18 protein-coding genes are annotated in these 25,616 nt (G+C 47.3%); 11 read left to right on the top strand and 7 right to left on the bottom strand.

The window, feature by feature from the left end:
* Nucleotides 1-62 precede the first annotated feature (62 nt).
* Both fabD and BUR42_RS16620 read left to right on the top strand, forming a co-directional pair.
* Nucleotides 63-971, top strand: coding sequence for an ACP S-malonyltransferase (fabD, locus tag BUR42_RS16625; protein ID WP_074240294.1), 909 nt, complete (start codon nucleotides 63-65; stop codon nucleotides 969-971).
* Between the two features lie 88 nt (nucleotides 972-1,059).
* Entirely contained in the window at nucleotides 1,060-1,452 is a 393-nt protein-coding gene (locus BUR42_RS16620; RefSeq protein ID WP_074240293.1) for a hypothetical protein, read from the top strand.
* Here the strand turns inward: BUR42_RS16620 and BUR42_RS16615 are convergent.
* Together BUR42_RS16615 and BUR42_RS16610 are read right to left on the bottom strand one after the other, a co-directional pair.
* Nucleotides 1,433-1,897 carry a GNAT family N-acetyltransferase gene (locus BUR42_RS16615; RefSeq protein ID WP_074240292.1) on the bottom strand — a complete coding sequence of 155 codons (465 nt, stop codon included), beginning with the start codon at nucleotides 1,895-1,897 and terminating at the stop codon, nucleotides 1,433-1,435. The genes BUR42_RS16620 and BUR42_RS16615 overlap by 20 nt on opposite strands.
* A complete protein-coding gene (locus tag BUR42_RS16610) occupies nucleotides 1,894-3,096 on the bottom strand; it encodes a trans-sulfuration enzyme family protein (RefSeq protein WP_074240291.1) in 1,203 nt (400 codons plus the stop codon). The genes BUR42_RS16615 and BUR42_RS16610 overlap by 4 nt, the downstream gene beginning before the upstream one ends.
* A 73-nt stretch (nucleotides 3,097-3,169) precedes the next feature.
* Here BUR42_RS16610 and BUR42_RS16605 point away from each other — a divergent pair, with 73 nt between their 5' ends.
* The 3 genes from BUR42_RS16605 (at nucleotide 3,170) to BUR42_RS16595 (ending at nucleotide 4,833) form a co-directional block, all read left to right on the top strand.
* Entirely contained in the window at nucleotides 3,170-3,664 is a 495-nt protein-coding gene (locus BUR42_RS16605; RefSeq protein ID WP_074240290.1) for a DinB family protein, read from the top strand.
* 8 nt (nucleotides 3,665-3,672) lie between these two features.
* Nucleotides 3,673-4,356 carry an NUDIX hydrolase gene (locus BUR42_RS16600; protein WP_084185610.1) on the top strand — a complete coding sequence of 228 codons (684 nt, stop codon included), beginning with the start codon at nucleotides 3,673-3,675 and terminating at the stop codon, nucleotides 4,354-4,356.
* A 207-nt stretch (nucleotides 4,357-4,563) separates the two neighbouring features.
* A complete protein-coding gene (locus BUR42_RS16595; protein ID WP_074240288.1) occupies nucleotides 4,564-4,833 on the top strand; it encodes a hypothetical protein in 270 nt (89 codons plus the stop codon).
* Between the two features lie 166 nt (nucleotides 4,834-4,999).
* Here the strand turns inward: BUR42_RS16595 and BUR42_RS16590 are convergent, their stop codons facing one another.
* Entirely contained in the window at nucleotides 5,000-6,001 is a 1,002-nt protein-coding gene (locus tag BUR42_RS16590; RefSeq protein WP_074240287.1) for a beta-ketoacyl-ACP synthase III, read from the bottom strand.
* Between the two features lie 90 nt (nucleotides 6,002-6,091).
* Here BUR42_RS16590 and ruvA point away from each other — a divergent pair, with 90 nt between their 5' ends.
* The 5 genes from ruvA (at nucleotide 6,092) to BUR42_RS16565 (ending at nucleotide 18,031) form a co-directional block, all read left to right on the top strand.
* Nucleotides 6,092-6,682: a Holliday junction branch migration protein RuvA gene (gene ruvA, locus BUR42_RS16585; protein WP_074240286.1), complete on the top strand. Its 591-nt coding sequence runs from the start codon at nucleotides 6,092-6,094 to the stop codon at nucleotides 6,680-6,682.
* Nucleotides 6,683-6,719: 37 nt separating this feature from the next.
* The gene (sov, locus tag BUR42_RS16580; RefSeq protein ID WP_074240285.1) at nucleotides 6,720-13,991 is read left to right on the top strand and encodes a T9SS outer membrane translocon Sov/SprA; all 7,272 of its coding nucleotides are present in this window, start codon (nucleotides 6,720-6,722) and stop codon (nucleotides 13,989-13,991) included.
* A 122-nt stretch (nucleotides 13,992-14,113) separates the two neighbouring features.
* Nucleotides 14,114-14,437 (top strand): hypothetical protein, encoded by a 324-nt coding sequence (locus BUR42_RS16575; RefSeq protein WP_074240284.1) that lies wholly within the window; start codon nucleotides 14,114-14,116, stop codon nucleotides 14,435-14,437.
* 124 nt (nucleotides 14,438-14,561) lie between these two features.
* Complete coding sequence (locus BUR42_RS16570) at nucleotides 14,562-16,841, top strand: TonB-dependent receptor (RefSeq protein ID WP_074240283.1); 2,280 nt, start codon at nucleotides 14,562-14,564, stop codon at nucleotides 16,839-16,841.
* 2 nt (nucleotides 16,842-16,843) lie between these two features.
* A complete protein-coding gene (locus tag BUR42_RS16565) occupies nucleotides 16,844-18,031 on the top strand; it encodes a sialidase/neuraminidase family protein (protein ID WP_143197468.1) in 1,188 nt (395 codons plus the stop codon).
* Here the strand turns inward: BUR42_RS16565 and BUR42_RS16560 are convergent.
* Complete coding sequence (locus BUR42_RS16560) at nucleotides 18,026-19,126, bottom strand: glycoside hydrolase family 26 protein (RefSeq protein WP_074240281.1); 1,101 nt, start codon at nucleotides 19,124-19,126, stop codon at nucleotides 18,026-18,028. The genes BUR42_RS16565 and BUR42_RS16560 overlap by 6 nt on opposite strands.
* Before the next feature lie 153 nt (nucleotides 19,127-19,279).
* Between BUR42_RS16560 and BUR42_RS16555 the strand changes: the two genes are divergently transcribed.
* Nucleotides 19,280-19,780: a DinB family protein gene (locus tag BUR42_RS16555; RefSeq protein ID WP_074240280.1), complete on the top strand. Its 501-nt coding sequence runs from the start codon at nucleotides 19,280-19,282 to the stop codon at nucleotides 19,778-19,780.
* 422 nt (nucleotides 19,781-20,202) lie between these two features.
* Here BUR42_RS16555 and BUR42_RS16550 read toward each other — a convergent pair whose 3' ends face one another.
* The 3 genes from BUR42_RS16550 to BUR42_RS16540 all read right to left on the bottom strand — a co-directional run bounded on the left by BUR42_RS16550 (nucleotide 20,203) and on the right by BUR42_RS16540 (nucleotide 25,615).
* Nucleotides 20,203-20,955, bottom strand: a complete 753-nt coding sequence (locus BUR42_RS16550) for an SDR family NAD(P)-dependent oxidoreductase (RefSeq protein ID WP_074240279.1) — start codon at nucleotides 20,953-20,955, stop codon at nucleotides 20,203-20,205.
* Between the two features lie 12 nt (nucleotides 20,956-20,967).
* Nucleotides 20,968-22,860, bottom strand: a complete 1,893-nt coding sequence (locus tag BUR42_RS16545) for a PKD domain-containing protein (RefSeq protein ID WP_159442290.1) — start codon at nucleotides 22,858-22,860, stop codon at nucleotides 20,968-20,970.
* 163 nt (nucleotides 22,861-23,023) lie between these two features.
* Nucleotides 23,024-25,615, bottom strand: a complete 2,592-nt coding sequence (locus tag BUR42_RS16540; RefSeq protein ID WP_143197467.1) for a T9SS type B sorting domain-containing protein — start codon at nucleotides 25,613-25,615, stop codon at nucleotides 23,024-23,026.
* Nucleotide 25,616 lies beyond the last annotated feature (1 nt).

The following is a 25,616-nucleotide window of genomic DNA, read 5'->3' as shown; positions in this document are numbered from 1 at the left end:
TAAACCATATTTTTTTACATATATTTGCTCGCTGATAATTAATGTAATACAAATCGTAACCAATGAAACACGCTTACGTTTTTCCAGGCCAGGGTTCCCAGTTCCAGGGAATGGGCAAAAGTTTTTACGACAATAATCCCAAAGCGAAATCTTTGTTCGAGAAAGCCAATGAAATTCTGGGCTTCCGCATTTCTGATATTATGTTTACCGGAACAGACGAGGACCTTAAACAGACCAAGGTAACGCAGCCCGCTGTGTTCCTGCATTCTGTGATCGGCTTCCTTTGCCTGGATAATCCAACGCCCGCTATGACTGCCGGCCATTCCCTGGGAGAATTTTCTGCCCTGGTGGCCAATGGCACCCTGGCCTTTGAAGATGCACTGCGCCTGGTAGCCATCCGTGCCAATGCCATGCAAAAAGCCTGTGAGGCTACGCCAAGCACTATGGCGGTTGTATTAGGACTGGAAGATGCAAAAGTAGAAGAGGTTTGCGCTACTATTACAGATGATGTGGTAGTGCCGGCCAACTATAATTGCCCGGGCCAGCTGGTGATCTCCGGAACAGTTCCTGCAGTGGAACGTGCCATGGAACTTATGAAAGCAGCAGGTGCCAAAAGGGCTATGTTGTTACCTGTGGGCGGGGCTTTCCATTCTCCCCTGATGGCTCCTGCCCAGGCAGAGTTACAAGACGCAATCGAAAAAATGACCTTTAATACACCAACCTGCCCTGTTTACCAGAATGTGGTGGCAAAAGCAGTGTCTGATCCGGCAGAGATCAAAAAGAACCTGATCAGCCAGCTTACTGGCGCCGTTCGCTGGACGCAATGTGTGCAGGCGATGATTGCAGATGGCGCTCAACGTTTTACAGAGGTTGGTCCTGGTAAAGTATTGCAGGGACTGATCGCTAAGATCGATAAAACAGCTGTAGCAGATGGCATTTCCACAGGTCTGGAAGACGCCGTGGCGAAATAATTAAAGATGCCGGGGGAAGTGCTGAACTTACCCCGGCATTTGTAACTTTTGGGAGCCTATAACCGTTCTATGAGCACAAACTAATCCCATGCGTGCAGCATTAATCCTTACCTTATCAAGCATTATCGCACTGTCTTCCTGCAGTAAATCAGACAAGTATGAAGAACGTTGGGTAGAAACCAGCCAGCGTGAAGAAGTGATCGTATTCAAACATGATGCTCAACCTTCCCTGCCCACAACCAATGCCACCGGAACGGAAGGCAGTTTCTTCTTTCAATCCCGCAAACTACCGGAATATGTAAGCCGCGCCAATGAATCCGGCATCTACTTTTATACCATTGAAGGTGATAGCCTGTTGCTGAAAACCCGTCAGCAGCGGTTCTATTTCAAAATGGCAGAAGATAAAAAGAGCTTCAGGATCGGCCGTTTCTTCACAGATCCGGGAGGCCTTTCTTCAGAACTTATTTTTGAGAAACAGTAAACTCAATGCTGCCATTCCACCATTCCGGATCAAACTTCGCATGGTATTTTTTATAGAAATTGATAGCAGGTTCGTTCCATTCCAATACCTGCCATACCATCCCTGAGAAGTGCTTTTCTTTCGCTTCTTCTATCAGCCTGTCAAACAATAGTTTGCCCAATCCCTTACCCCTGGCGTTTTCAGACACAACCAGGTCTTCCAGGAACATGCGGCATCCTTTCCAGGTGGAATAACGGATATAGTATAATGCAATACCTTGCACCACGCCATCTACTTCTGCTACAAATGCCCACCAAACCGGGTTTGGGCCAAATCCACTTGCTTCAAAATGTTCCTGCGTAACCGTTACTTCCTGCGGCGCTTTTTCATATAAAGCCAATTCCCGCACCAGTTCCATCATCCTTACACAATCTGTTCTTTCTGCTTTTCTGATAACTATACTCATGCTAATGCCTGTTCTATGTCGTTTAAGATATCTGTTACTGACTCAATGCCAACACTCACACGGATCAGACCATCCGTGATATCATATTTCTCCCTCAGTTCTTTTGGTACGCTGTAATGTGTCATAGATGCTGGATGGCAGATTAGGGTATCGCAAGTACCCAGGGATACTGCACGCAGGCACATCTGCAAACGGTCTATGAAACGTTTACCTGCTTCCAGCCCGTCTTTCAGCTCAAAGCTCAGCATAGCGCCGGCATGTTTCATCTGGCGGGAAGCGATCATAAAATCAGGATGATCTGCCAGCCCCAGGTAATTTACCCTCGCCACTGCCGGATGCCCATCCAGGAAACCAGCTACTTCCATAGCATTGTGGCAATGACGTTCCATACGTACTTCCAGCGTTTTGATACCCTGCGTGAGCAGGAAAGAATCAAAAGGATTACTATTGGCACCCAGCATACGGGCCATTTTTTCTACCGGCCCTCTCATCATTTCAATATCCTTTCCTACCAATACGCCGCCAATGGCAGTACCATGGCCATTTAGGAACTTGGTGGTGGAATGGAACACATAATCTGTTCCATAAGCAAAGGGCTGTTGCAGGTAGGGGGTAGCGAAAGTATTGTCTACCGCGCTGATCAGTTTGTATTGCTGCGCAAGCCCGCACAATGCTTCCAGGTCTACACACTTCAACGTAGGATTGGCGGGCGTTTCCAGGTACATCATCTTAATGGAAGGATCTGCTTTGATGATCTCTTCCGTTTTATTGAGGTCCTGCATATCTATGAAGATGGTTTCAATACCCAATGGCGGCAAGGTTTTCCGTAACATTTCGTCAGTACCGCCGTACAATGAATAATGGGAGATCACTTTATCCCCTGCGGTAAGGTTCGAAAAGAACAAGGTGGAAAGCGCGCCCATACCGGATGCATGGAGTTTTGCCTTCAATGGCAGCGAAAGCCCGAAACCCTCCAGTGCAGCAATCTTTTCTTCCGCTTCCCGGAAATTAGGACTGTCCCAGCGTGTGTAGATATAACCATCTTCTTTTCCGCTGAACCGATGCATGCCCTGTTCTGCAGAATCATATACATAAGTGGATGAAGCATATATGGGTGTAAGATGGGCATATTGCGGGTCCTGTTCATGCCCGGCATGAACGCATACTGAACTGAAACCGGTAAGCGGAGCTTGTTTCATGGTTTGATTTTGTATTGTTTTCGGGTATTGATTATCTTGTTAATGATTTTACCTCTGTAAAAATAAGATTTAGATGAAGGATCTCCTACTAAGGTATGCGATGTATAATATCTGGGCTAACCAGCGGATCATCGTTTTACTGAATGGTTTAACGGAAGAGCAGCTGGACAAAGATCTTGGCAGCAGTTTCTCTTCCATGAGAAAAACCATTTATCATATATGGGATTCGGAAAGTGTCTGGTATCAGCGGTTGCACCTGGCAGCGTCCGTTATTTTGCCAGCAAAGGATTTTTCCGGGAGCTGGGAGGAATTTGTGCAGCTGTTCTCCCGGCAAAGCGAGTTGCTGAAAGATTTTATAGCAACGGCTTCGGATGCCAAGCTGGCACATACCATTGAATATCATCATGCGGTGAGGGGAATTTGTAAATCGGCGGTGGAACATGTGATCCTGTCCGCATTCAATCATTCCACCTATCACCGTGGCCAGCTGGTTACCATGCTGCGCCAGACGGGCGTTACAAAAATACCGCAGACGGATTTTATAGAATATACAAGGATCAAAAAATAATCATCAGCATGCCATACGAAAGCGCTCCCAGACATTTAGTTGCGGTAGATTGCATCATCTTTGGTTTTGAGGACGGAAAACTGAAATTGCTCATTATCAAAAGAAAAGTGGCTCCTATGGAGGGGGCATGGTCTATGGTAGGCGGTTTTGTGCAGGAAGGAGAAAGTACCAATGAGGCTGCTACCCGTGTATTGCAACAAACAACCGGCATCCAGGATATCTATATGGACCAGTTAATGTGTTATGGCGATGTGGAAAGGGATTCCGGGGCAAGGGTAATATCAGTTGCCTATTATGCCCTGATCCGTATCAGTGAGCACGACCGTATCCTGGCCAATCAACATGGCGCGCACTGGTTATCCCTTCACCAGATCCCTGAACTGATCTTTGACCATACACAAATGCTGAACGATGCCCTGGCCCGTTTGAGGGACAAGGCCCATTTCCACCCCATCGGCTTTGAGCTGCTGCCAGAGAAGTTTTCCCTGCCGCAACTGAGAAATTTATATGAAGAAATATACCAGCGTCCATTAGATAAACGTAACTTCAGGAAGAAGATATTAGCGATGGATATATTGGAAAAACTGGACGAAAAAGATAAGAGCACTTCTAAAAAGGGAGCACACCTTTACCGGTTCGACAAAAAGAAGTATAACGCCCTGACGCAGCATGGGCTGGTTTTTGAGATTTAAGAAAGATTCACATAGTCACATAGCAATTATTGAAACCCAGGGATGTGTTTGTTTCACCCGATATGGTACCCATATTCGCTTTCCGTAGCAAACCTGCATCCGGTCTATAAAGGCTATTATGTAATGTTGAATGCGCCTTAGCTAACCTGCCTGTAAGCCCCCTTTGTTTACCATTATAACCTAACTACGAAAGAAAATGGCCCGAATATGTATCGTAAGTACTGCTGCGCCAGGTTTGGCATCAGACATGAGGTATCCCGCGAAGAAGGGATCAATTTAAGGATCGTGAAGCCTTACCCGGAACACCGGATGGATACCCATAACGTGTACCGGTTTTACCTGACGCCCGGTTATAAAGAAGGACAGAAAAAAGTTGTCAACCATATCAGCATCCGTTATTGCCCTTTCTGCGGCACCGACCTGTATGGATTCTACCGCTCTGATTTTTATATTAACGAAGAACCTGGTTTCTTTTAAACCAGCCCGATAAAATTACAGGCTACCCTCACCCAGGGTAGCCTTTTCTTATACCTGGGATATGCTTCACATAGGCTTGACATAGGCTCAAGGTTCGTTACTCCTTCGACAAAAGAAAAGGGGATGCTCCCCTCAGGAACATCCCCTTTTCAATATGATTAGTCGCTTAATTCTTGGAATCGTAAGCCCATTTCACGTAACAGGCTCCCCAGGTAAAACCACCCCCAAAGGCAGCCAGGACCAGGTTATCTCCCTTTTTCAGCTTGCTTTCCCAATCCCAGAGGCATAAAGGAATAGTACCGGCTGTGGTATTGCCATAACGCTGGATATTGATCATGATCTTTTCTTCCGGTAAGCCCATTGCGCTGGCAGTGGCGTTAATGATCCGGAGATTGGCCTGGTGTGGTACCAGCCAGGCAATGTCATCTGCGGTAAGGTGGTTGCGTTCCATTACGCCGCGGGCAGCGTCAGACATGTTTGCCACCGCATATTTGAAAACCGTTTTACCTTCCTGGAATACATAGTGCTCACGGGCAGCTACGGTTTCAAGGGTGGCAGGGCGGTTGGAACCTCCGGCTTTCATGTTCAGGAACTCACGGCCATGGCCATCGCTTTTCAGGATGCTGTCTATTACCCCATAACCTTCCGTGTTAGCTTCCAGCAATACGCCGCCGGCGCCGTCGCCAAAGATGATGCAGGTTGCCCTGTCTGTATAGTCGATGATGGAGCTCATTTTATCTGCTCCGATGATCATTACTTTTTGATAACGCCCGCTTTCAATGAACTTTGCACCGGTATCCAGTGCATACAGGAAGCCGGAGCAGGCTGCGCTGATATCAAACCCAAATGCATTTTTCGCGCCGATCTTATCCGTTACCACGTTGGCGGTAGCAGGAAACACCATGTCCGGCGTTACTGTTGCCACTATCAGCAGGTCTATCTCCAACGGGCTGATGCCTCTTTTTTTGCAAATTTCCAGGGCCACGGGTACGCATAACTCAGAAGTTCCTTTCCCTTCGCCCTTCAGTATCCTCCTTTCTTTGATGCCGGTTCGGGTGGTGATCCATTCGTCTGTTGTTTCTACTAATTTCTCTAATTCCTGGTTAGACAGTACATAGTCGGGAACATACCCACCCACCGCCGTGATGGCGGCCGTTATTTTGCTCATATTATTTGGATAAGTTTAAAATGGGCGTAAAAGTACGACTTAAACGAATATTTCTATTTATGATTTAAATTTACCTCCTGATAAATTATTATGATTGCATATTTAAACGGCAAACTGGCTTATAAATCGCCCACCCTCCTGCATCTGGATGTTAATGGGGTGGGGTACGAAGTTCAGATCAGCCTGCACACCTGGTCACAGATCCAGCATTTGGAAGTCTGCAAACTACTCACTTTCGTACATATCAAGGAAGACGCCCACACCATGTACGGCTTTTTTGACGATGCGGAACGCAGTATGTTCCTCCAATTGATCGGCGTTTCCGGCATTGGGGCCAGCACCGCCAGGATGATGCTCAGTTCCCTCCATCCGGAAGACATTCAGCGGGCCATCCTCATGGAAAATGAGAAAATGCTGGAAGGAGTGAAAGGAATAGGCGCTAAAACGGCCAAGCGCCTCATTCTTGAACTGAAAGACAAAATGAAGAAACATGGTAAAGAGGATGTATTACATTTATCTGTAACTTCTCACAATACAATACAGGATGACGCGTTAAATGCTTTGGTAACCTTGGGTATTGCCCGTAATATGGCTGAGCAGGCAGTACAGAGGGTACTGAAAGCAGAGCCTCAATTAAATGAATTGGAGGTACTTATAAAGAAATCCCTCAAAAGTTTATAAATTTATAGTCCTTGACCTCTATAAAACCTAAGATCGCTTGCCAAGAAAGAATTACTATGGTGCTATTGCAGTAATAGGTGTTGTCTCTTTTATCATTGTGGAATCGGCCGCCAGACCAAGGAATAGTTCGGGATATACCTATAAAAGTAATAGTGAGATTGCGGTTAACCGGAAAGCTGATATTGCGAAGCCAGATACTACTGCGAAGCCTGACACGCTGAAGTTCCCCATCCGTGACCGGAGGGGCAGCGCTGTGACCGACCCTGTGAAGAATGCGATCGATCTCAAAGATCCCGCCCTCATCAGAAAAGATGTTGAATACGACCCAGTTACAAAACAATATATCGTTACCGAAAAGATAGGTGGCCAAAATTACCGGCAGCCTACCGTGATGAGCTTTGCCGACTTTTACCGCCTCCAGGCACAGCAAAGTGAACAGGATTACTGGCAGAAAAGGGCCAATACCATCGGTAACCTCAACCAGCGGACCACCGCTCCCCAGTTATATTATGGCGATAAATTGTTCGACCGTGTTTTCGGTGGTACCAAAGTGGATATTAAACCACAAGGATCACTGGGACTTACTTTTGGTTACCAGGGGCAGAACGTAAAGAACCCCGTGCTGGTAGAAAGGGCCCGTAAGAACGGAGGTTTCGACTTCGACATTGATATTAATATGAACGTGACCGGAAAGATCGGGGAGAAGCTGAAGCTGATCACCAATTATAATACCCAGTCCACCTTCGATTTTGAAAACCAGGTAAAACTGGAATATACCGGCTACCAGGATGAGATCATTAAAAAGATAGAAGCTGGTAACGTAAGTTTTCCACTCAGCAGCTCCCTGATCTCAGGAGTGCAATCACTTTTTGGAGTCAAAACCCAGTTGCAGTTCGGCCGCCTCACGGTTACGAGCGTACTGAGTAACCAAAAATCCCAAAAGCAGAACATGGTGCTGCGGGGAGGGAACAGTATCCAGGATTTTACCATCAAAGCAGATGAATACGAAGATAACCGGCACTTCCTGATGGGCCAGTTCTTCCGCGATACCTTTAATTATGCCATGGCCACCCTGCCGGTTATCCGTACCCAAACGAATATCATCCGGGTGGAAGTTTGGGTGACCAATAAAACAGGGGCTACTACGGATACACGGGATATCGTAGGTCTGATGGACCTTGGAGAATACCGCCCCTTTAATACCAGCCTTACTGTTACCACTTCAGACCGTAAGCCCAACAACGGAACCAACATCCTCTATTCCAACCTGGTAAGCGATCCCGGGGCCAGGAATTCAGGGACGGTGGTAAGCCGCCTGCTGGCAATGGGCCTGCAACCGGTGCAGGAGTTTGAAAAAACCTTTGCCCGTAAACTGGATTCTGCGGATTACGTAGTGAACCGCCAGCTGGGTTTCATTTCCCTCAACCAGCAATTGCAGCCGGATGAGGTATTGGCCGTAGCTTACCAGTATTCTTACAATGGCCGTGTTTACCAGGTGGGTGAGTTTTCCCAGGATGTACCGCCGGACCAGAATAATTCTGCCAACCAGCGGATCCTGTTCCTGAAACTCCTCAAAGCTACATCCGCACGCCCCGCATTACCCATCTGGGACCTGATGATGAAAAACATCTACGCCACCAATGCCTTCCAGATCAACCGGCAGGATTTCAAGCTGGATGTTCTGTTCAAGGACCCGGGTACCGGAACAGGAGCAGGAGACAGGGTGCCGAGTGAAAAAAGATACCTCCCCGATGCCAAAGGTCAATATGCAGGCGCACCGATCATTACCATCCTCAACCTGGACAGGCTCAATAATCAGAACGACCCTCAGCCGGATGGGGTGTTCGATTACGTGGAAGGATATACGATCAACTCCATGAACGGGAAAGTGATCTTCCCCGTGCTGGAGCCTTTCTCGGATGGATTACGGAAAGCCTTTGAAGGAGACCCTATCCTGGAAAAACAATATCTCTACCCCATGCTGTACGACTCCATCAAAGTGATCGCACAGCAATTCCCGAACCTGAACAGGTACATCCTGAAAGGTTCCTATAAATCTTCCAACTCTTCTGAAATTTCACTGAACGCTTATAACATCCCGCCCGGTTCTGTAACTGTTACAGCCGGTGGACAGATGTTGCGCGAGAACGTGGATTTCATTATCGATTATAACCTGGGCCGGATCAAGATCATCAACGGTGGTGTACTGAGCTCAGGTGTTCCCATCAATGTGCAGTTTGAAAACAACGCCCTCTTCGGTCAACAGGTCCGCAACTATATGGGTACGCGCCTGGATTATTTCGTGAATGATAAATTGAACATTGGCGGTACGGTAGTAAGAATGAGTGAAAGACCTTACTACCAGAAAGTGAACTATGGGGACGATCCGATCAAGAATACCGTAGTAGGCCTGGATGCAAACTATGTTTCAGAATGGCGCGGCCTTACCCGCATGCTGGATAAATTACCCAACTTCCAGTCTACCCGCCCTGCCACTATCAATTTCACAGGAGAGGTGGCCCGCCTGTTCCCCGGCCACAGTAAACTGGTGAATGCTGCCGGCAGCAAACAGGGCCAGGTAATGATAGACGATTTTGAAGGAGCCCGCAACGGATACGATCTCAAATTCCCTGCTACCAGCTGGGCTTTGGCTTCTACACCAAGAGATGCTACGGATGCAAACGGTAATATCCTTTTCCCCGAAGCTGCTTTGAATGATACATTGCCTTATGGCCGCAACAGGGCATTGCTGGCCTGGTATATTATTGAGCCTACCTTACAGATCCCGAACTCACCCAATCTGCCACCAGGCGTAGGCCCATCACAAAGTGATCCGCGTACCCGCCTCGTTTATCAGAAAGATGTGTTCCCGAACCGTTCCACAGATTTCGGACAAAGCCAGTTAAGTACTTTGGACCTTGCCTATTACCCGGAAGAAAAAGGGCCTTACAACTTTGAATCCTCTCCGCTGGCATTGTTCCCGAACGGCAGGTTGCGTAATCCAAAATCCCGCTGGGGAGGTATGATGCGCGCCATCGATAACAGCGACTTTGAAACGGCGAATATCGAGTTCATCGAATTCTGGATCCAGGACCCTTTCATCACTAATCCAACCAGCACAGGCGGTCAGTTATATTTCAACTTAGGTAACGTTTCTGAAGATGTACTGAAAGATTCCCGTAAAGCTTTTGAAAACGGATTACCTAATCCCATCACAGACCGGAACAAACTGGACTCCAGCCGCTGGGGCCGTGTTCCTAAATTCCAGCAGCAGATCACGCAGGCTTTTGATAACGACCCTGCCATCCGCCGTTACCAGGACGTTGGTTTTGATGGTTTGCTGGACGATGATGAACAACATTTCCGCGCTGCCTACCTGAACGATCTCTTAGCCGTTTTCGGTGCCAGCTCTGATGCTTACCGGAATGCACTGAAAGATCCTTCCAACGATAATTACAAATGGTACCGTCATGGAGACTATGATGCGGCACCAAACCCTACCGGCGGAAAAGGTACCGGCATCCTCGGAAGGTATAAATATATTAACGGGCCGGAAGGTAACTCCCCGGTTTCTGATAATAATTCACAGTTTTCACAGGCTGCTACCAACTATCCTGAATCAGAAGACCTGAACAGGGATAATACCATGAACGAAACGGAAGAATACTTCCAGTATCGTGTGAACATTACACCGAACATGCAGGTGGGCAGCAATTACCTGGTAGACAAATTTACCACCACGGTACAGTATCCTGATAATTCCACACATGATGAAGTATGGTACCAGTTCAAAGTACCGGTGAACCAGTACGACAGAAAAGTGGGTAATATCCCGGATTTCAAATCCATCCGTTTCATGCGGATGTTCCTCACCGGCTTTGAAGATTCCGTGGTGCTGCGTTTTGCGAAACTGGACCTCGTGCGTAATCAATGGCGCCGTTACCTGTATGAACTGAAACCGGGTGATCCTATCCCTGTGGATCAGACAACAGCATTCAATGCTTCCGCCGTGAACATTGAGGAGAACTCACGCCGCAAACCTATTCCATATGTACTGCCTCCCGGTATCCTGCGTCAGAATACCCTGAGCACCAACAATACTAACATCCTGCTCAATGAACAATCTCTCTCTGCACAGATCTGTGATCTGAAAGATGGTGATACAAGAGCATTGTATAAGAACCTGAACCTGGACCTCCGCCAATACAGCCGCATCCAGATGTTCATCCACGCGGAAGCCGTAAATGTTCCCACTTCTTTAAAGGACAATGATCTGCAAGCGATCGTGCGGGTGGGTAGTGACTTTACAGAGAACTATTACGAATACCGTATTCCGTTAAAAGTAACACCATGGAATTCTACAACGGAAGCAGCAATATGGCCCGATCTCAACAACCTCGATCTTCAGCTGGACCGTTTCAGCCAGTTGAAACAGAAACGTAATAACGATGGTGCGTCTCCATTGATCCCTTACGTGCAGGCAGATGGTAATAACTTCATTGCCATTATGGGTAACCCGAGTTTAGGGGATGTACGCAGTATCATGATCGGCGTATTGAATCCTCAGAACGACGGGATGCCGCTTTGTACGGAAGTATGGTTCAATGAACTGCGCCTTACCGGTTTGGATGAAAAAGGCGGGTATGCTGCTTTAGCACGGATGGACCTGCAACTGGCAGACCTGGGTTCCGTTACCTTCAGCGGTAATATGCACACCGCAGGTTTCGGTGGAATTGATCAGCGGGTGAATGAACGTTTCCGTGATAACTACCTGCAATACGATGTAGCCACGAACCTGGACCTTGGAAAACTATTGCCAAAACGTACCGGCATCACGGTTCCCGTATACGCAGGATATTCTCAAACCGTGAGCAATCCGGAATATGATCCATATGACCTGGACATTAAACTGAAAGATAAACTGGCCCTGGCGAGAGATAAAGAACAAAGGGATTCCATCCGTAAGAATGCACAGGACTTCACTTCTATCACCAGCCTCAACTTTACCAACGTTCGTAAAATGGCGGTTGGTAAATCGAAGAGCCGCCTCTGGGATATTGAGAACTTTGATATCAGCTATTCCTATTCACAGATCAGCCGGCATAACCCTGTTATCCAGAGTGATGTGCTCACCCGCCATCGTGGTGGTTTAGGGTACAACTTTGCAGGAACACCCAGGTTCATTGAACCATTCAGGAAACTGATCAAAAGTAAATCGCCCTGGTTTGGCCTGGTGAAAGAATTCAACTTTAACTACATTCCTTCTATCATCAGCTTCCGTGCAGATGTAACACGGCAGTTCGGTGCAACGCGTTTGCGTAACGTAGGTGGCGGGCCATTCCTTTTACAGGAAACGTACGATAAGTATTTCACCTTCGACCGTTATTATATTTTCAAACTGGACCTCACCCGTAACCTGTCTATCGACTTCAATGCCACAAACATGGCACGTATCGATGAACCACAGGGCCGTATCAATACCGGGCCGAAGAAAGACAGTGTGCGTACTAACTTCTTCAAGTTAGGCCGTACCACCAACTATTTCCACAATGCCACCATTACGTATACATTGCCTACTTCAAAATTCCCGCTCCTGAGCTGGACGAACGTAGCGGTAAGTTATGGAACGGAATACAGGTGGATAGGCGCATCCCGCCTGGCATTGTACCTCGGTAACGCCATTGAGAACTCTCACCAGAAAATGGTAAATGCGGAATTGAAATTCACAGACCTCTATAATAAGAGTAAATGGCTGAGGAAGATGAACGCTTCTTCCGGTAGTGATTTTGTACAGCCGCCGATCATGAACAACGCTGCTGCACCGAAAGAAAAACCGAAAGCAGCGGAAGACGATGCGCAGGTATCCGGTTTCGTGAAAGCACTGATGCGTGTAGCCATGTCTTTAAAGAGAGCAACCATCAATTACTCGGAAAACGCCGGTACCCGTTTACCAGGTTACCTGGATAGTACGAAACTGATAGGGATGAACTTTGCATCCATGGCACCTGGCCTTCCATTTGTATTCGGTTATCAGCCTAATAAGAAATGGATGGACGACTTCTCGAAGAAAGGACTCCTTTCCAGGGATACGCTTTTCAATATCCAGTTCCAGCAACAGTTCACGCAAAAACTGGATGTTCAGGTGAACCTTGAGCCGGTACGTGATCTGCGGATAGACCTCAATCTCACAAAGTCATTTACCAAAACACACTCTGAACTCTACAAGGATACCATCGGTAATGGTGCTTTCGGTCACCTCAACCCTTATGATGCAGGTGGTTTTGAAATAACGTTCATTGCCATTAAAACCATGTGGGGCAAGATCAATACACAGAATGGTGTATCTACCACCTTCAAGGATTTTGAATCTTACCGTAAGGTGATCTCTGCCCGTTTAGGTAAAGAGAACCCCTATAATAATGGAGGAAGTGTACCTGAATTTGATCCTAAAGATCCGGATTACCGCTATGGTTATGGCCGTTATGCACAGGATGTATTGATCCCGGCTTTCCTGGCAGCCTATACCGGTAAGAGTCCTGAAACGATCGGTTTGTTGAAACAGGGAGAATCAGGTGTAAGGTCCAATCCGTTCAAGAACATCCTGCCAAGACCTAACTGGCGGATCACTTATAATGGATTGAGCAGGGTAAAACCATTCACGGACTTCCTGACCAACTTCACCTTAACACATGCATATGTAGGAAGCCTCAGTATGAACTCCTACAACACCGCATTGATGTTCTACGATCCATTGCTGTTAGGTTATCCTGCCTTCCGCGATTCTGTTTCCGGTAACTACGTACCGTACTTCCTGTTGCCGAACATGACTATCACCGAACAGTTTGCACCGTTGCTGGAAGCGGATATGACCTTTACCAATAGCCTGAATGTGCGCCTGGGCTTCAAACGCAGCCGTACATTAAGTCTCAGCCTGATCGATTATCAATTGAGCGAAATGCGCTCCAGCGAAATAACCATGGGCGCAGGATACCGTGTTCGCGGATTCCCGATGCCATTCAAAATTGGCAAGGAAGGTGGCAACCGCCTGGAAAATGACCTCAACTTCCGGCTGGACCTGAGCTTCCGTGACGATAAAACCGTGAACAACCGCCTGGATGCGGACCTGGTGATCCCCACCAGCGGTCAGAAAGTGATCGGTATTCAGCCTACAATAGACTATGTGGTGAACAACCGCTTAAATATCAAGTTCTTCTATGACCGTCGTCAGACCATTCCGGTGATCTCTACAGCTTACCCGATCACCACTACCCGCGGAGGTTTAACGTTGCGGTTCATGCTTGCACAATAATATTCAGAGGGCCCGGAAACACCGGGCCCTCCTGATAAAAATCATTGTATACATCCGGTTAATGTCTACATTTGCGGTTATCGGTGAAACATGTATTCGTCATAATAACCTTAACAAGCCTTATGCTGCAAACATTCAGCAAGGGACTGGTATTGGCGGAATTCATGATGAACAGGGATTACATCGCTAAAGTGCTGTGTATTAACAAGGCCAAACCCCAGCTGGCCTGCCATGGTCAATGCCAGCTGATGAAGCAGATGGAGAAGGAAACGAAGAAAGAGCAGAACGGCAATGCCCTGAAAGATAAGTACGAAGTGGTTTTCGCAGTGATCAACACTTCATTCCATCTTACCCCTTCCATAGCTGTTAAAGAGCTGTTTACCGCTTATAATGGCGGCGCACACCGCGATCCCCTTCATGCGGTGTTTCACCCACCTCAGGCCTGATTACGGGCAATTCAGACATCTTGAGCTTACCCGTGCCCCGGGTATAATGCATCTTTGCATCCATAAAGCGTGCCTTGCTGGCAACGCATAGTAACCCCATTACGTACAAGCTAAAAGCTAAAACATGCTTCGCATTTTTATACTTTTTTTATTAACCATTCCCTGCATACCCGCCGCTGCCCAAATGCAATTACAGGGCCGGGTAATTGATGCGCAAACAAGGGAAGCACTCCCCGGTGTTACCATCCAGTGTAATGCCAACGGCTGCACAACAGATGCGCAGGGGAGGTTCACACTCTCAGAACCACACCGGATCGATTCCATACAGGTATCATATATAGGTTATGTTGCTAAACGCATGCCCGCTGCACAAAAAGGAGAGATGGTCATTTACATGGAACCGCTTTCCACCCGTTTGAATGAAGTGATCGTTTCCGCAGGCCGGGATAAACAGTTCCGCACGGAAGCACCGATCGCCATCAGTTCTATCTCTACCCAGCAGCTCAAAGAAACAAAAGCTACTTCGCTGGAACAGGTATTGAACAAAGTGAGCGGCGTGTACATGGTAGACCTGGGAAATGAACAGCATACCATGGCTATTCGCCAGCCCATTGGTTACCGCAGCCTTTTCCTCTACCTGGAAGATGGTATTCCCATCCGCACCACGGGAGACTTTAACCATAATGCGCTCATTGAAATAAATATGGCTGCGCTGAAAACAATAGAAGTGATCCGCGGCCCGGCCTCTTCTTTATATGGCAGCGAAGCCGTTGGAGGCGCCGTGAACTTTATCACACTTTCCCCTACCTTATTACCTACTGCCAAAGTGCAGGCGGAAATGAGCAACCAGGGATACAAACGCACAGACTTCAGTGTATCAGGCACCAAAGGTAAACTGGGTGTGATCCTGGGAGGGTATTATGCCAACCAGCACAATGGATATATTGAACATAGCGACTTCCACAAACTGGCCCTCACTTTAAAAACGGAATACAAGATCAACGACCGTACTACCTGGACCAACGGGATCTCCTTAGTGGATTATAAAACAGATCAGACGGGTGGTATAGATAGTACGAACTTCTTTTCGAAGAACTACAAAAGTTTTCACACCTTCTCTTACAGGATGGTAAAAGCTTTCAGGGTGCGCAGTACTTTGGAGCATCAGTGGAACGCCGGTAACTTCACCAGTTTCACGGCCTTTTACCGCCATAATGAAATAGGGCAGAATCCTTTCTATGCCATCAAAACAACCAACGACCCTTTAAAGGCCCGCGGTGAAATAAACAGCGATGCTTTTCAGAGTTATGGTTTGCTGGTACAGCATAAAAAACGTTTCGGCTGGAAGCATGCTTCGCTGATAACCGGGCTTAGCGCGGATTACAGTCCTGCTACTTATTTTGCTAACTATATTGATGTTGACAGGGATGCGGCCGGATATTTCACCGGCTACACCCCAACAGATTCCGTATTAACGGATTACCATGCCGGTTTATTAAATACAGCCTTATATGCGCAGGCTGAGATGAGCCCTATAGAACACATGAAAGTAATTGCCGCATTGCGTTACGACAGGATGGATTACAATTTTGATAATCATCTTCTTCCTTCCGCTTTTACCGGTTCTCCTGATGAACGTAATTACTTTCATGCCTGGACGCCTAAGCTGGGATTGACGTACGATTTCGGTCATGACCGTGGATTGTACGCCAATTACAGCGTGGGCTTTGCACCCCCTAATATTTCCGAACTCTATCGCGGGGTAAAAGTACCCACACTTAAATCTGCCACCTATCACAACTACGAGATCGGTGGGTGGTTCTCTTTTGCAAAGAACAAGGGATATGTGGATGTGAGCCTTTACCGTATGGATGGTACCAATGAGATCGTAAGCGTGCGTTTACCGGATGGTTCTTCAGAAAATCAGAATGCTGGTAAAACCCGCCACAGCGGCGTAGAATGGAACCTGCGTTATGCACCGGTACCTTCCATCCTTTTCCGTACCGGCGGCACTTATGCGGTGCATGATTTTGTAAGGTATGAAGATAAAGGAAAACAGTTCGGCGGCAACCGTATGAATGGCGCACCGGCTGTGATCACCAATACAGAGATCACCTGGAAACCCGCTTTCCTGAAAGGTATCCGCACCGGACTGGAATGGCAGCATGTGGGTAAATACTTTATGGACCCGGCGAATACAGAAGAATACGGAGGTTACGATCTGCTGAATGCCCGCGTGGGATATAGCATCGGGGGCTTTGAATGTTGGGTGAACTGCCGCAATGTGGCAGATGTGATGTATGCTGTAACAGTAGATAAAAGTGCCTTCGGCAAAAGTTACCGCCCCGGCCCGAACAGAACCTTTAATGTTGGAGTAGCTTATACCTTCAGCGCAAAAAAATGATCATGAGATATTGGTTGATAGGATTGCTTTTCTTAGTAGCATGTGATACAGGAACAACATCATTTTCAGGAGGAAAGGAACTGGTATTATCGGATACTTCCCGCGATGCCTCCTGTACTTATATGACGCGTAATGCACAAGGGCAGATCGTAGTGAGCTGGGTAGAAAACGAACAGTTGTATTATGCTGTTTCCCCGGATGAAGGCCTGACGTTTTCAAAAGGAAAACTGATCCCTACTACATCAGGCATCCAGGCACATCCGGAGAACATGCCCAAAATGGTGTTCAGGCCCAACGGGGAAGTAATAGCCATGTATGGCACACAAAGCGGCGACCCGCGAAATAAATATGCAGGCAAAGTGTATTACACCCGGTCCGTCGATGCGGGTGCAAACTGGTTACCTGCACAACCATTGGTAACAGATACCGCCAGTTATGACCAGCGTTATTTTGATATGGCTTTACTGCCTTCCGGTGAAGCTGTTACCATATGGCTGGATAACAGGAAGAATGATACGAAAGAAGGTTCCACTTTATACATTGCCACTACCGGCAAAGCGCCCGGCTTTCAGAAAGAAAGACAGATTGCGCAAACGGTTTGCCAGTGTTGCCGCACTGCTTTATATGTAGATGCTGATGGTGGATTACATGCAACCTTCAGGGACATCATCAATGATACGATCCGGGATATGGTACATATTGTATCCGCAGATGGCGGTGCTACTTTTTCGCCGCCCGTACGGATCAGCGCAGATAACTGGGCGATCAATGGTTGCCCCCATACCGGGCCTGCATTAGTGAAGAACGCACAGGGCCTGCATTTTGCATGGTTCACCATGGGCGGAGGGCAGGGCGTTTTTTATTGCCAGTCTCCTGATAACGGTATCACCTACACGCGCAGAGAAAGTATCAGTGCATTACCTACTGCCAAACATCCGCAAATCACCGCGTTAAAGAACGGGGACCTTGCTTTGGTATGGGACGAAGCAGTAGATACCAGTGGCAGCAGGATAGGCATCCAGCACAAAGCAGGCAACGGTGAAAAGATCGCTGCCGGTTTTATTACATCTGCTGATGCTTATGCCAACTTCCCTGTGTTGAAAACAGTTGGAGAAGGCAAGGTGCTGGTGGCGTATAAAAAAGTGAAAGGGAAACGGGAAGAAGTGTGTGTACAGTTAGTGACACTATAATTTGTAAATACTTTTAAGGTCCTTCTCAAACAAAGTAAACGGATCATCATAGAACAATTTAAAATCCGGTACACTTACCTGCCCCGGAAATGGCGCATAATAATGCGTAGGGCTCTTCATATCATTGCGCCACACCAGCACATAACTTAATCGCAGCCCTGGTGTTTTCAATACTTTTAAAAGGGTACCCGTCCACCAGTTTGTATTGGGAATGGATTCCAGTCCTGTTTCCGTGAAGGCAGCCAGTTTACCTTTTTCAAGGGCAAGGTCCGATACGATCTTTAACTTACGCGCAGCCGTTTCCAGGTCATAACGGTCTCTTCCCATATCCCCGTAATTATCCATGCCTACCATATCTACCCATTCATCTCCGGGATAACGTTCTAAAAACTCCTCTCTCGTATTGAATTTATTATCCGGCGAAAAGGCATAGATGAAGTTATGTACCTGGAGACTGTCCCTCAGGTAAGAAACCGTAAAGCGCCATAATGAAATAAAGTCTTCCCGGGAGGTATGGCCTTTTCCCCACCAGAACCAATCCCCGTCAAATTCATGGAAAGGGCGGAAGATCACGGGGGCGAGCGTTCCGTTCTTCCCTTTTACACTATGTGCCCATTCCCCAATGCCGCGAAGGATCTCTTTATAAGTTTGATGTGCGCTGCCACCGGGAATGATATATTTAACTGCCGGTAAGGAAAGAGAGTCCACCCAATAGAAACCACCTTTGGAAACCGGGTTGGAGAAATGCCAGGCAGCAGTGATCACACCACCACGGTCATAAGCATCTGTTACCGTTTTTCTGATCTGCTCTTTTGCCTGTTTTACTGCTTCGGGAGAATTCCCGGAGAAGCCCATGAAATCAACACCTATCACTGCGGGATGCGAACCCACTACAGACCTTACATCAGATCTGTCAGCTTCATTAGCCCAGCCATGCCCATACTCTGTAGCATGCTGGTGACCAAATAACACATGATCCTCAGAGAGTAAAAGGAGGTTTTTGAACAAGGCTTTTGTTTCAGCTGTGGCCGTTCTATCAATGGTTTGCGCCATAGAGATCTGTACGCAACAGCAGAGGAGTAAGAGTGTTTTCATAACAAGTAAAAATAAACATCTGCGGTATCCGGTATTAGTACTTTTTTTCCCAATCCTTGTCAATTATGTCGCAAAAAGCCTCTTAATTAACGTATTCCCCCCCGCTCTCCAAAAAGCAGAGCACCTAACTTGCAGGTATAAAATACGCACATTATGGCAACGGAATTAAATACGGAAATCAAAGAAACCCAAACTGCCTTATTACAAGCCCTGGATGCTTTCAACCAGGAGCAACTCAACAAGGTGCCTTTTGAAGGCAGCTGGACGGGAGGACAAGTAGGTGAACACCTCACCAAAGCAGTATCTGCCGGTCTCCTGTATGGTAATACAACAGAAACAGAAAGGCCGCCGGACGTAATGGTAAAACCATTGCGGGACCAGTTCCTGAACTTCGATATCAAAATGAAGTCGCCGGACTTTATCATTCCTTCAGATGGGCCGCATGTTAAACAGGAAGTAAGGGGCCAACTGGAAAAGATCTGGGAAGAAATTGAAGAGGCAGCCAGCACACTGGACCTTACTAAAACCTGCCTGGATTTTGAATTACCCGGTGCTGGCCATCTTACCCGGTTGGAGTGGCTTAATTTTATGGTAGTGCATACAAAGCGGCATACCCATCAATTGAAGAACATCTACAAAGCACTCACGGCATAAAATAAAAAAGGCTTTCGCATAAACGAAAGCCTTTTTTATGAAAAACGAATGTTTTTTCAGCTATAGCCGAAGGAGTACTGTTTTTCGCCCTTCCAGCTTTGACGCATGGCCCAACGGCCATAATTGTTCCTGCGAGAACTGTCAAAATAGAAACTAAAGAATTCTTTCCATCTAGGATAGTACAGTCTGATGACGTACATAGTAACAAAAGTTAGCATAGGGATATGGTATATAGGATTATCAATAGGCGCATTTGATGGTTGCATCCTTTCAATGCAATGTATACTCTCGTTCTACTTGGTGGTATTTATAAGGCATCCGGCTCCCTGGCCGTTACAGTATCATTTCCGCACTAATATTACCCGGGATTTCAAATATATATAATAATTATAAACTGTAATATAACACGTATGTGTAATTTTCTACCGGTGGATATAATAAGCATTGGCCTGGGCCGTTGGGGTCACCACCAGGTCGTTAATACAAACATGCGGAGGCAGGGAGCAGCAGTAAAACACCACGTCAGCCACGTCTTTCCCGCTTAAGGGAGTGAATCCTTTATACACATCTTTGGCGCGGGAGGCATCTCCTTTGAACCGCACCAGGGAGAATTCTGTTTCTGCAGCACCGGGATGTACTGCGGTTACTTTGATATTATAGGGGAGGAGGTCTATTCGCATACCCTGTGAAAGTGCATCCACGGCAGCTTTGCTGGCGCAGTACACATTCCCTTTTGCATAAACGGTTTTGGCGGCAGTGGAGCCAATGTTCACAATATGGCCTTTTCGGCGGTCCCGCATCCAGGGGATCACGGTACGGGAAACGTAAAGGAGGCCTTTTACATTAGTGTCCAGCATGGTATCCCAGTCTTCTGTATTGCCTTCGTCGATGGTGGAAAGGTCCAGGGCAAGGCCTGCGTTATTTACCAATACATCTATTGCCCGCCATGCATCTTCCAGGGAACCCAGCGCGGTTTCTACCGCTGCTTTATCCCTTACATCAAATACAAGGGTTTTAACCTTTACCTTATATTGCTGCTCCAGTTGCTGCTGTACTTCCTGTAACCGTTCTGCCCTGCGGCCGGTGATCACAAGATGGTATCCTTCTTTGGCAAACCTTTCTGCACAAGCTTCTCCAAAACCGGCAGTGGCGCCGGTGATCAGGGCAATTTTCATGTTACGTTCATTTTAGCGCAACAAAGTTACCGTTCCTTTTTTGAAAAGTTTCCTGCCGTTCATGTCTACCCCTTCCAGGATCCAGAGATAGGTATCTATGGCAGCCGGACGGCCTTTGTAATAACCGTCCCATCCTTTGCGGAAGTCCAGGGAGCTGTGCATCAGTTCACCCCAGCGGTTGAAGATGCGGAAGAAATGATATTCTTTAATACCTACCGGAATGAACCGGAAGTAATCATTGGTACCGTCCCCGTTAGGAGTGAAAGCATTGGGGATATAGAACTCAGGGCCGGTGTAGTATTTAACATTGATGGAATCATACCCCACACATCCCTGCTGGTTAGATACCCTCAGCACAAAATCTATCTCGTTGTTCCAGCGTAGGAGCGGGTCCCGTATGTTGGCATCACTAAGCCCTGTGGGTGGCCACCAGGCATAGGTATCCCCTCCGGATGCCTGTAACTTCAACGTTTCCCCACGGGCAAGGATGGTATCGTTCCCCGCAAATGGATTCACTTCGTAGAGCCGGAGGTTCTTTGTTACTTCTGCTTCGCAGCCCCGGTTGGTTTGCAGCATCAACCGGACTGTATACACTTCTCCCTTGGGAAATCTATATACAGGATTTTGCACAAGCGAGGTATCCAGTTTGGTATTGGGTACACCAAAATCCCACTTCCGGCTGATAATACGGCCGTACCGGTAGGAAGAAGTATCATTAAAGTACACAGGGTTCTCCCTGCATAATCCATCTACGGTAAAGCCTGCACGCAGTCCGGGATAATTGTTGATCCTGCCTGTGGTACTGTCCGTACAGGGTAATCCCGGATTCACTACCAGTTTAACACGATATACGCCTGTATCAGCGAATTGGTGAAAGAACACATCGCGGGAATTAGTGACCGTGTCCGTACCATCACTGAAGGTCCACTGGAAAGTAGAGGTAAAACCTGCCACGCTGTTATTGGTAATGGGCACGGAAAATCCTAAGGTATCACTACAGTTATTGAGCAGGGAAGGAGTGGACGCCGTGATCCGCGTAACGCAATTGTAGACCGTGATCAACAGGTCCTTATGATGTGTGCCCAGCCGTTGTTTCGTGGCCCGGTCATATTCCGTTACGCATACGGATACAACAAATTTCCCGGGCCTGTCCGGAATGCCGGTGATGAGGCCATTGTTATCAATGGCCATGGCGGGATTTCCGCCCATAGGCGCACCGCCATGATAAGGAGCTATATAACTGACTGTTGTGGTGTATGGTGGTGGAGAAACAGATTCATTGTTCCGGGTATTACCTCCCGCCAGGGCGCTGCAGAGTTCATACGTTAAACTATCGCCGTCAGGGTCTGTGGCGGAATAGTTATAACGGAAGGGAAGGCCTGCACAGATCACGGGCGCTTCGTCTATACCAAAATAAGCACTGTTATTGCCGGGCCTTGATCCGGTACCGGGGATAACGGTATAGAAAGTAGAGCCTTCTCTTTCTGAATTGTAGATATTGGTCAATGCTTCCCCGCGGCAGCAACGTTGATAAGAAATATAATATCCGCCGGCAATGGGAGGAAGCTCAATGGTATCGCTGATATAAAAAGCTACTTCCAGGTAAATGGTCTGTGGCGCAAGGCAGGGATTCTTCAGGGTGTCCCTCAAAGGGCGGGTGTATTGTATGCTTAGTATCCTGGGAGGCCCCACACGGCTGCCTGCTGCATTAAAGATGTTGATCGGAACAGGGTTCTCAAAATAATCCAGGCAACCCTGCCGGCTGCCGCATACAAAATCGCCATCGCGGTATAATTTGAGCGTAACTACATAGCGGAAATTACCATTAAGTGCATTGAATCCTACGTTGCGGTAAAAGATCTCTCCGCCGATGATGTGATAGGCGTTTGCGATGCAAAAAAGCATGCAGTTCAAGATAACGAGGAATACAAATTTGCCCATGGGGTAAGGCTTGTTGTGCTCTCTGAATTTACGGAAAATAAAGGGTTTTAAGTGCGATTGGCGGGCTTATCCGCACATAAAAAAGAAGCTCAAGTGTAATGCTTTCTTAGTGAGTTATTATCATTTATCAGCGGATCAATACTACCGTTCCCCGGCGTTCCATCATCACGCCTGCTTCGTTCATACCTCTTACGATCCATACATAAGTACCGGAATCTATCCGTTGACCACGGCGGGTACCATCCCATCCTTTCAAATATTCATTGGTGCTGTAAACCTCTTCTCCCCAGCGGTTATACACCCTGAAGGATTCCAGTTTGGTGATCCCTACGGGCAGTGGCCGGAATATATCATTCACACCATCACCGTTAGGGGTAAACGCAGTGGGCACATAAATTTCAGGGCCGGCCATATACCGGATCTTAATATCGTCTTCTCCCACGCATCCTTCTATCGTTCTGACTACCAGGTGATAAGTGAAATCGCGGTTGATATTGGTGACAGGATCTGCAATATTTGGGTTGGTCAGCCCGTCTGCCGGAGTCCAGGTGTAGCTGTATCCGCCGCTTCCATGCATATGGAATAACTGGCCTTTGGTAATAATGGTATCATTCCCGGCAAAAGCTGGAACGGGAGGAATAACGGTTACGGTCCTGGATGCAGTGACTGGTTTGGGGCAACCGAGTGTATCCGTAACGGTTACCACATAGGTAGTGGTGGTTTTAGGCCATGCCAGTGTGCTGGGAAGCCTTGGGCTCGTAAGGGTACCGGGTGGCGTCCAGGAATAATAAGCACCGCCGCTGGCATGCAGCCAAAGCTTTTCTCCATAACAAATGGCAGTATCCAAACCGGCAAAAGCATTGGGTGGATCCACCCCTCTGAAATTGATGGAATCCGCCGCAAAACAGGTACCAAGGTCTACTCTGATCTCATAAGAGCTTGATCGTGCGGGCGTTACTGTTATGTTGGCTGTGTTGCCTAAAATAGCACGGGTGCCAAGATCGGTCCAGGTGAACCGGTAAGGCCCGTCTGCTACTGCCTGGAGGTTTACGGGATCGCCCGTGCAGATCACACTGTCTGCCCCGGTACGTACCAATAATTTATCCCGTACATCTATTTTCACTTCTTTGGTATTGGTACAGCCGGTATTATCAGTGAAGGTAACGTTATAGGTATAATCCACCTTCGGCGTAACGTATGGGTTAGGAGTAGTTTCCCCTGTGATATTATATAATGGTGTTGGACCCCAGAGATAAGATCCCGGCAGCGTACTTTCAGCGCTCAGCGTTAAACCGTCATTGATACAAAGCACTGTATCGCCGGTAGTGGTGAATGGCGGTTTATCATAAATGCTGAGCGTGTCTTTAAATGTTTTCTCGCAGCCTTTGTCTGTTCTGGTATATAAGCTAACAATATAATCCCCGGGCCGGGTGTATTGCCAGCTCGTTGTTCTCACATTAGCCGTATCATTCAGGATAGCACCGTCCCCAAAGTCCCATTTATAGTATTCAAAATTACCAATGTCGTTAGTGGAAGTATTGATGAACTGTGTAGGTTTGGTGATGCAAAGCCCGCTGGCATCAAAAGAGGGTTTTAATACAGGGTAAACAAGCACTTTGGCAAAAGCACTGTCGCCGCAACTACTGTTCTTGTCTACAGACAGTTTTACGGTATAGGTATTTTGAACGGCGTAAGTATATTGAAAAGGTTCGCGGCTGGTAGTGGTTAACGTATTACCATCACCAAAATCCCATACATATTCTTTGTTCGGCGTACTGTTATTGATGAAGGTGATCGTATAGCCATCACAGTCATTATATTTATCCGGCATGGCTGCTACTACCTGCCGCACGCATGATTCTACCGTGAATTGGAATTCCTTGCGGTGTTCGCCGATGTAAATACCATTGCGGTATTCTTTCACGGTAACTGTTACAATGTACAGGCCGCTCCTGGGAGCAATACCGGAAATGACGCCGGTTAAGGGATCAATGGTTACCTTATCTCCCAATGGCAGGTCTGCGGAAAAGGGAGATTTGTAAGTAACGGTCTGGCCGGGAGGGCTGGATACGTCTGGTTTCGGGTCATCCCTGGTTGCTCCTGTAAATGCAGTAGAAAAGGAGTAGGCCAATGAATCTCCATTCGGATCTTCCGCGGCGAAATCGTATTTGAACCGGTTATTGGCACAAACGATCACGCCTCTTTCTTTTGAAAAAGTAGGACTGCTGTTTGTATCAAAACCATTATGGTTGCCGGGGATACTACAGGAATAAGTGCCGCCTACATTATTGTTGTCTGAAAATATATTAGCAAGCCCTATCCGCCGGCAGCAACGTTCAAAAGTGGCAATATAGCCGCTGGCGTTAGGAGGCAGATCTACCGTTCTGGTATAATAACCGATCTGGTAACATACATTGGGAGGGTTGATGATGCAGGGATCAACTTCATTCGCGGAATAACGTTGCAGGTTGCCCAGGGGAATGTTCTCCAGGTCCCTTACCCTGCTGCCGCCGGCATTATAGATGGTAATATTTACCTGCTGATCTATTTGCTGACTGGTTGCATCGCAGCGGATAAAGAGCTTGAGCGTGATGGAGTATTGATTATTCGCACCAACTTTACCCAGGTAGGTATAATACATTTCACCACCGATAACGTGATCGGCCTTTGCAGCCATGGAAACCAGGCCCAATAAAGTGATGATTAATATTTTCCGCAAA

The organism is Chitinophaga niabensis (assembly GCF_900129465.1).
GTDB classification, from domain to species: Bacteria; Bacteroidota; Bacteroidia; order Chitinophagales; family Chitinophagaceae; genus Chitinophaga; species Chitinophaga niabensis.
Note: the sequence above shows the minus strand (reverse complement) of the source record. Positions and strands in the feature narration are given on the sequence as shown.

What these genes read in the sequence shown, in the direction of transcription:
- fabD (WP_074240294.1), top strand. Translation starts at nt 63, where the DNA reads ATGAAACACGCTTACGTTTTTCCAGGCCAGGGTTCCCAGTTCCAGGGA.
- BUR42_RS16620 (WP_074240293.1), top strand. Translation starts at nt 1,060, where the DNA reads ATGCGTGCAGCATTAATCCTTACCTTATCAAGCATTATCGCACTGTCT.
- BUR42_RS16615 (WP_074240292.1), bottom strand. Translation starts at nt 1,897, where the DNA reads ATGAGTATAGTTATCAGAAAAGCAGAAAGAACAGATTGTGTAAGGATG.
- BUR42_RS16610 (WP_074240291.1), bottom strand. Translation starts at nt 3,096, where the DNA reads ATGAAACAAGCTCCGCTTACCGGTTTCAGTTCAGTATGCGTTCATGCC.
- BUR42_RS16605 (WP_074240290.1), top strand. Translation starts at nt 3,170, where the DNA reads ATGAAGGATCTCCTACTAAGGTATGCGATGTATAATATCTGGGCTAAC.
- BUR42_RS16600 (WP_084185610.1), top strand. Translation starts at nt 3,673, where the DNA reads ATGCCATACGAAAGCGCTCCCAGACATTTAGTTGCGGTAGATTGCATC.
- BUR42_RS16595 (WP_074240288.1), top strand. Translation starts at nt 4,564, where the DNA reads ATGTATCGTAAGTACTGCTGCGCCAGGTTTGGCATCAGACATGAGGTA.
- BUR42_RS16590 (WP_074240287.1), bottom strand. Translation starts at nt 6,001, where the DNA reads ATGAGCAAAATAACGGCCGCCATCACGGCGGTGGGTGGGTATGTTCCC.
- ruvA (WP_074240286.1), top strand. Translation starts at nt 6,092, where the DNA reads ATGATTGCATATTTAAACGGCAAACTGGCTTATAAATCGCCCACCCTC.
- BUR42_RS16575 (WP_074240284.1), top strand. Translation starts at nt 14,114, where the DNA reads ATGCTGCAAACATTCAGCAAGGGACTGGTATTGGCGGAATTCATGATG.
- BUR42_RS16570 (WP_074240283.1), top strand. Translation starts at nt 14,562, where the DNA reads ATGCTTCGCATTTTTATACTTTTTTTATTAACCATTCCCTGCATACCC.
- BUR42_RS16565 (WP_143197468.1), top strand. Translation starts at nt 16,844, where the DNA reads ATGAGATATTGGTTGATAGGATTGCTTTTCTTAGTAGCATGTGATACA.
- BUR42_RS16560 (WP_074240281.1), bottom strand. Translation starts at nt 19,126, where the DNA reads ATGAAAACACTCTTACTCCTCTGCTGTTGCGTACAGATCTCTATGGCG.
- BUR42_RS16555 (WP_074240280.1), top strand. Translation starts at nt 19,280, where the DNA reads ATGGCAACGGAATTAAATACGGAAATCAAAGAAACCCAAACTGCCTTA.
- BUR42_RS16550 (WP_074240279.1), bottom strand. Translation starts at nt 20,955, where the DNA reads ATGAAAATTGCCCTGATCACCGGCGCCACTGCCGGTTTTGGAGAAGCT.
- BUR42_RS16545 (WP_159442290.1), bottom strand. Translation starts at nt 22,860, where the DNA reads ATGCTTTTTTGCATCGCAAACGCCTATCACATCATCGGCGGAGAGATC.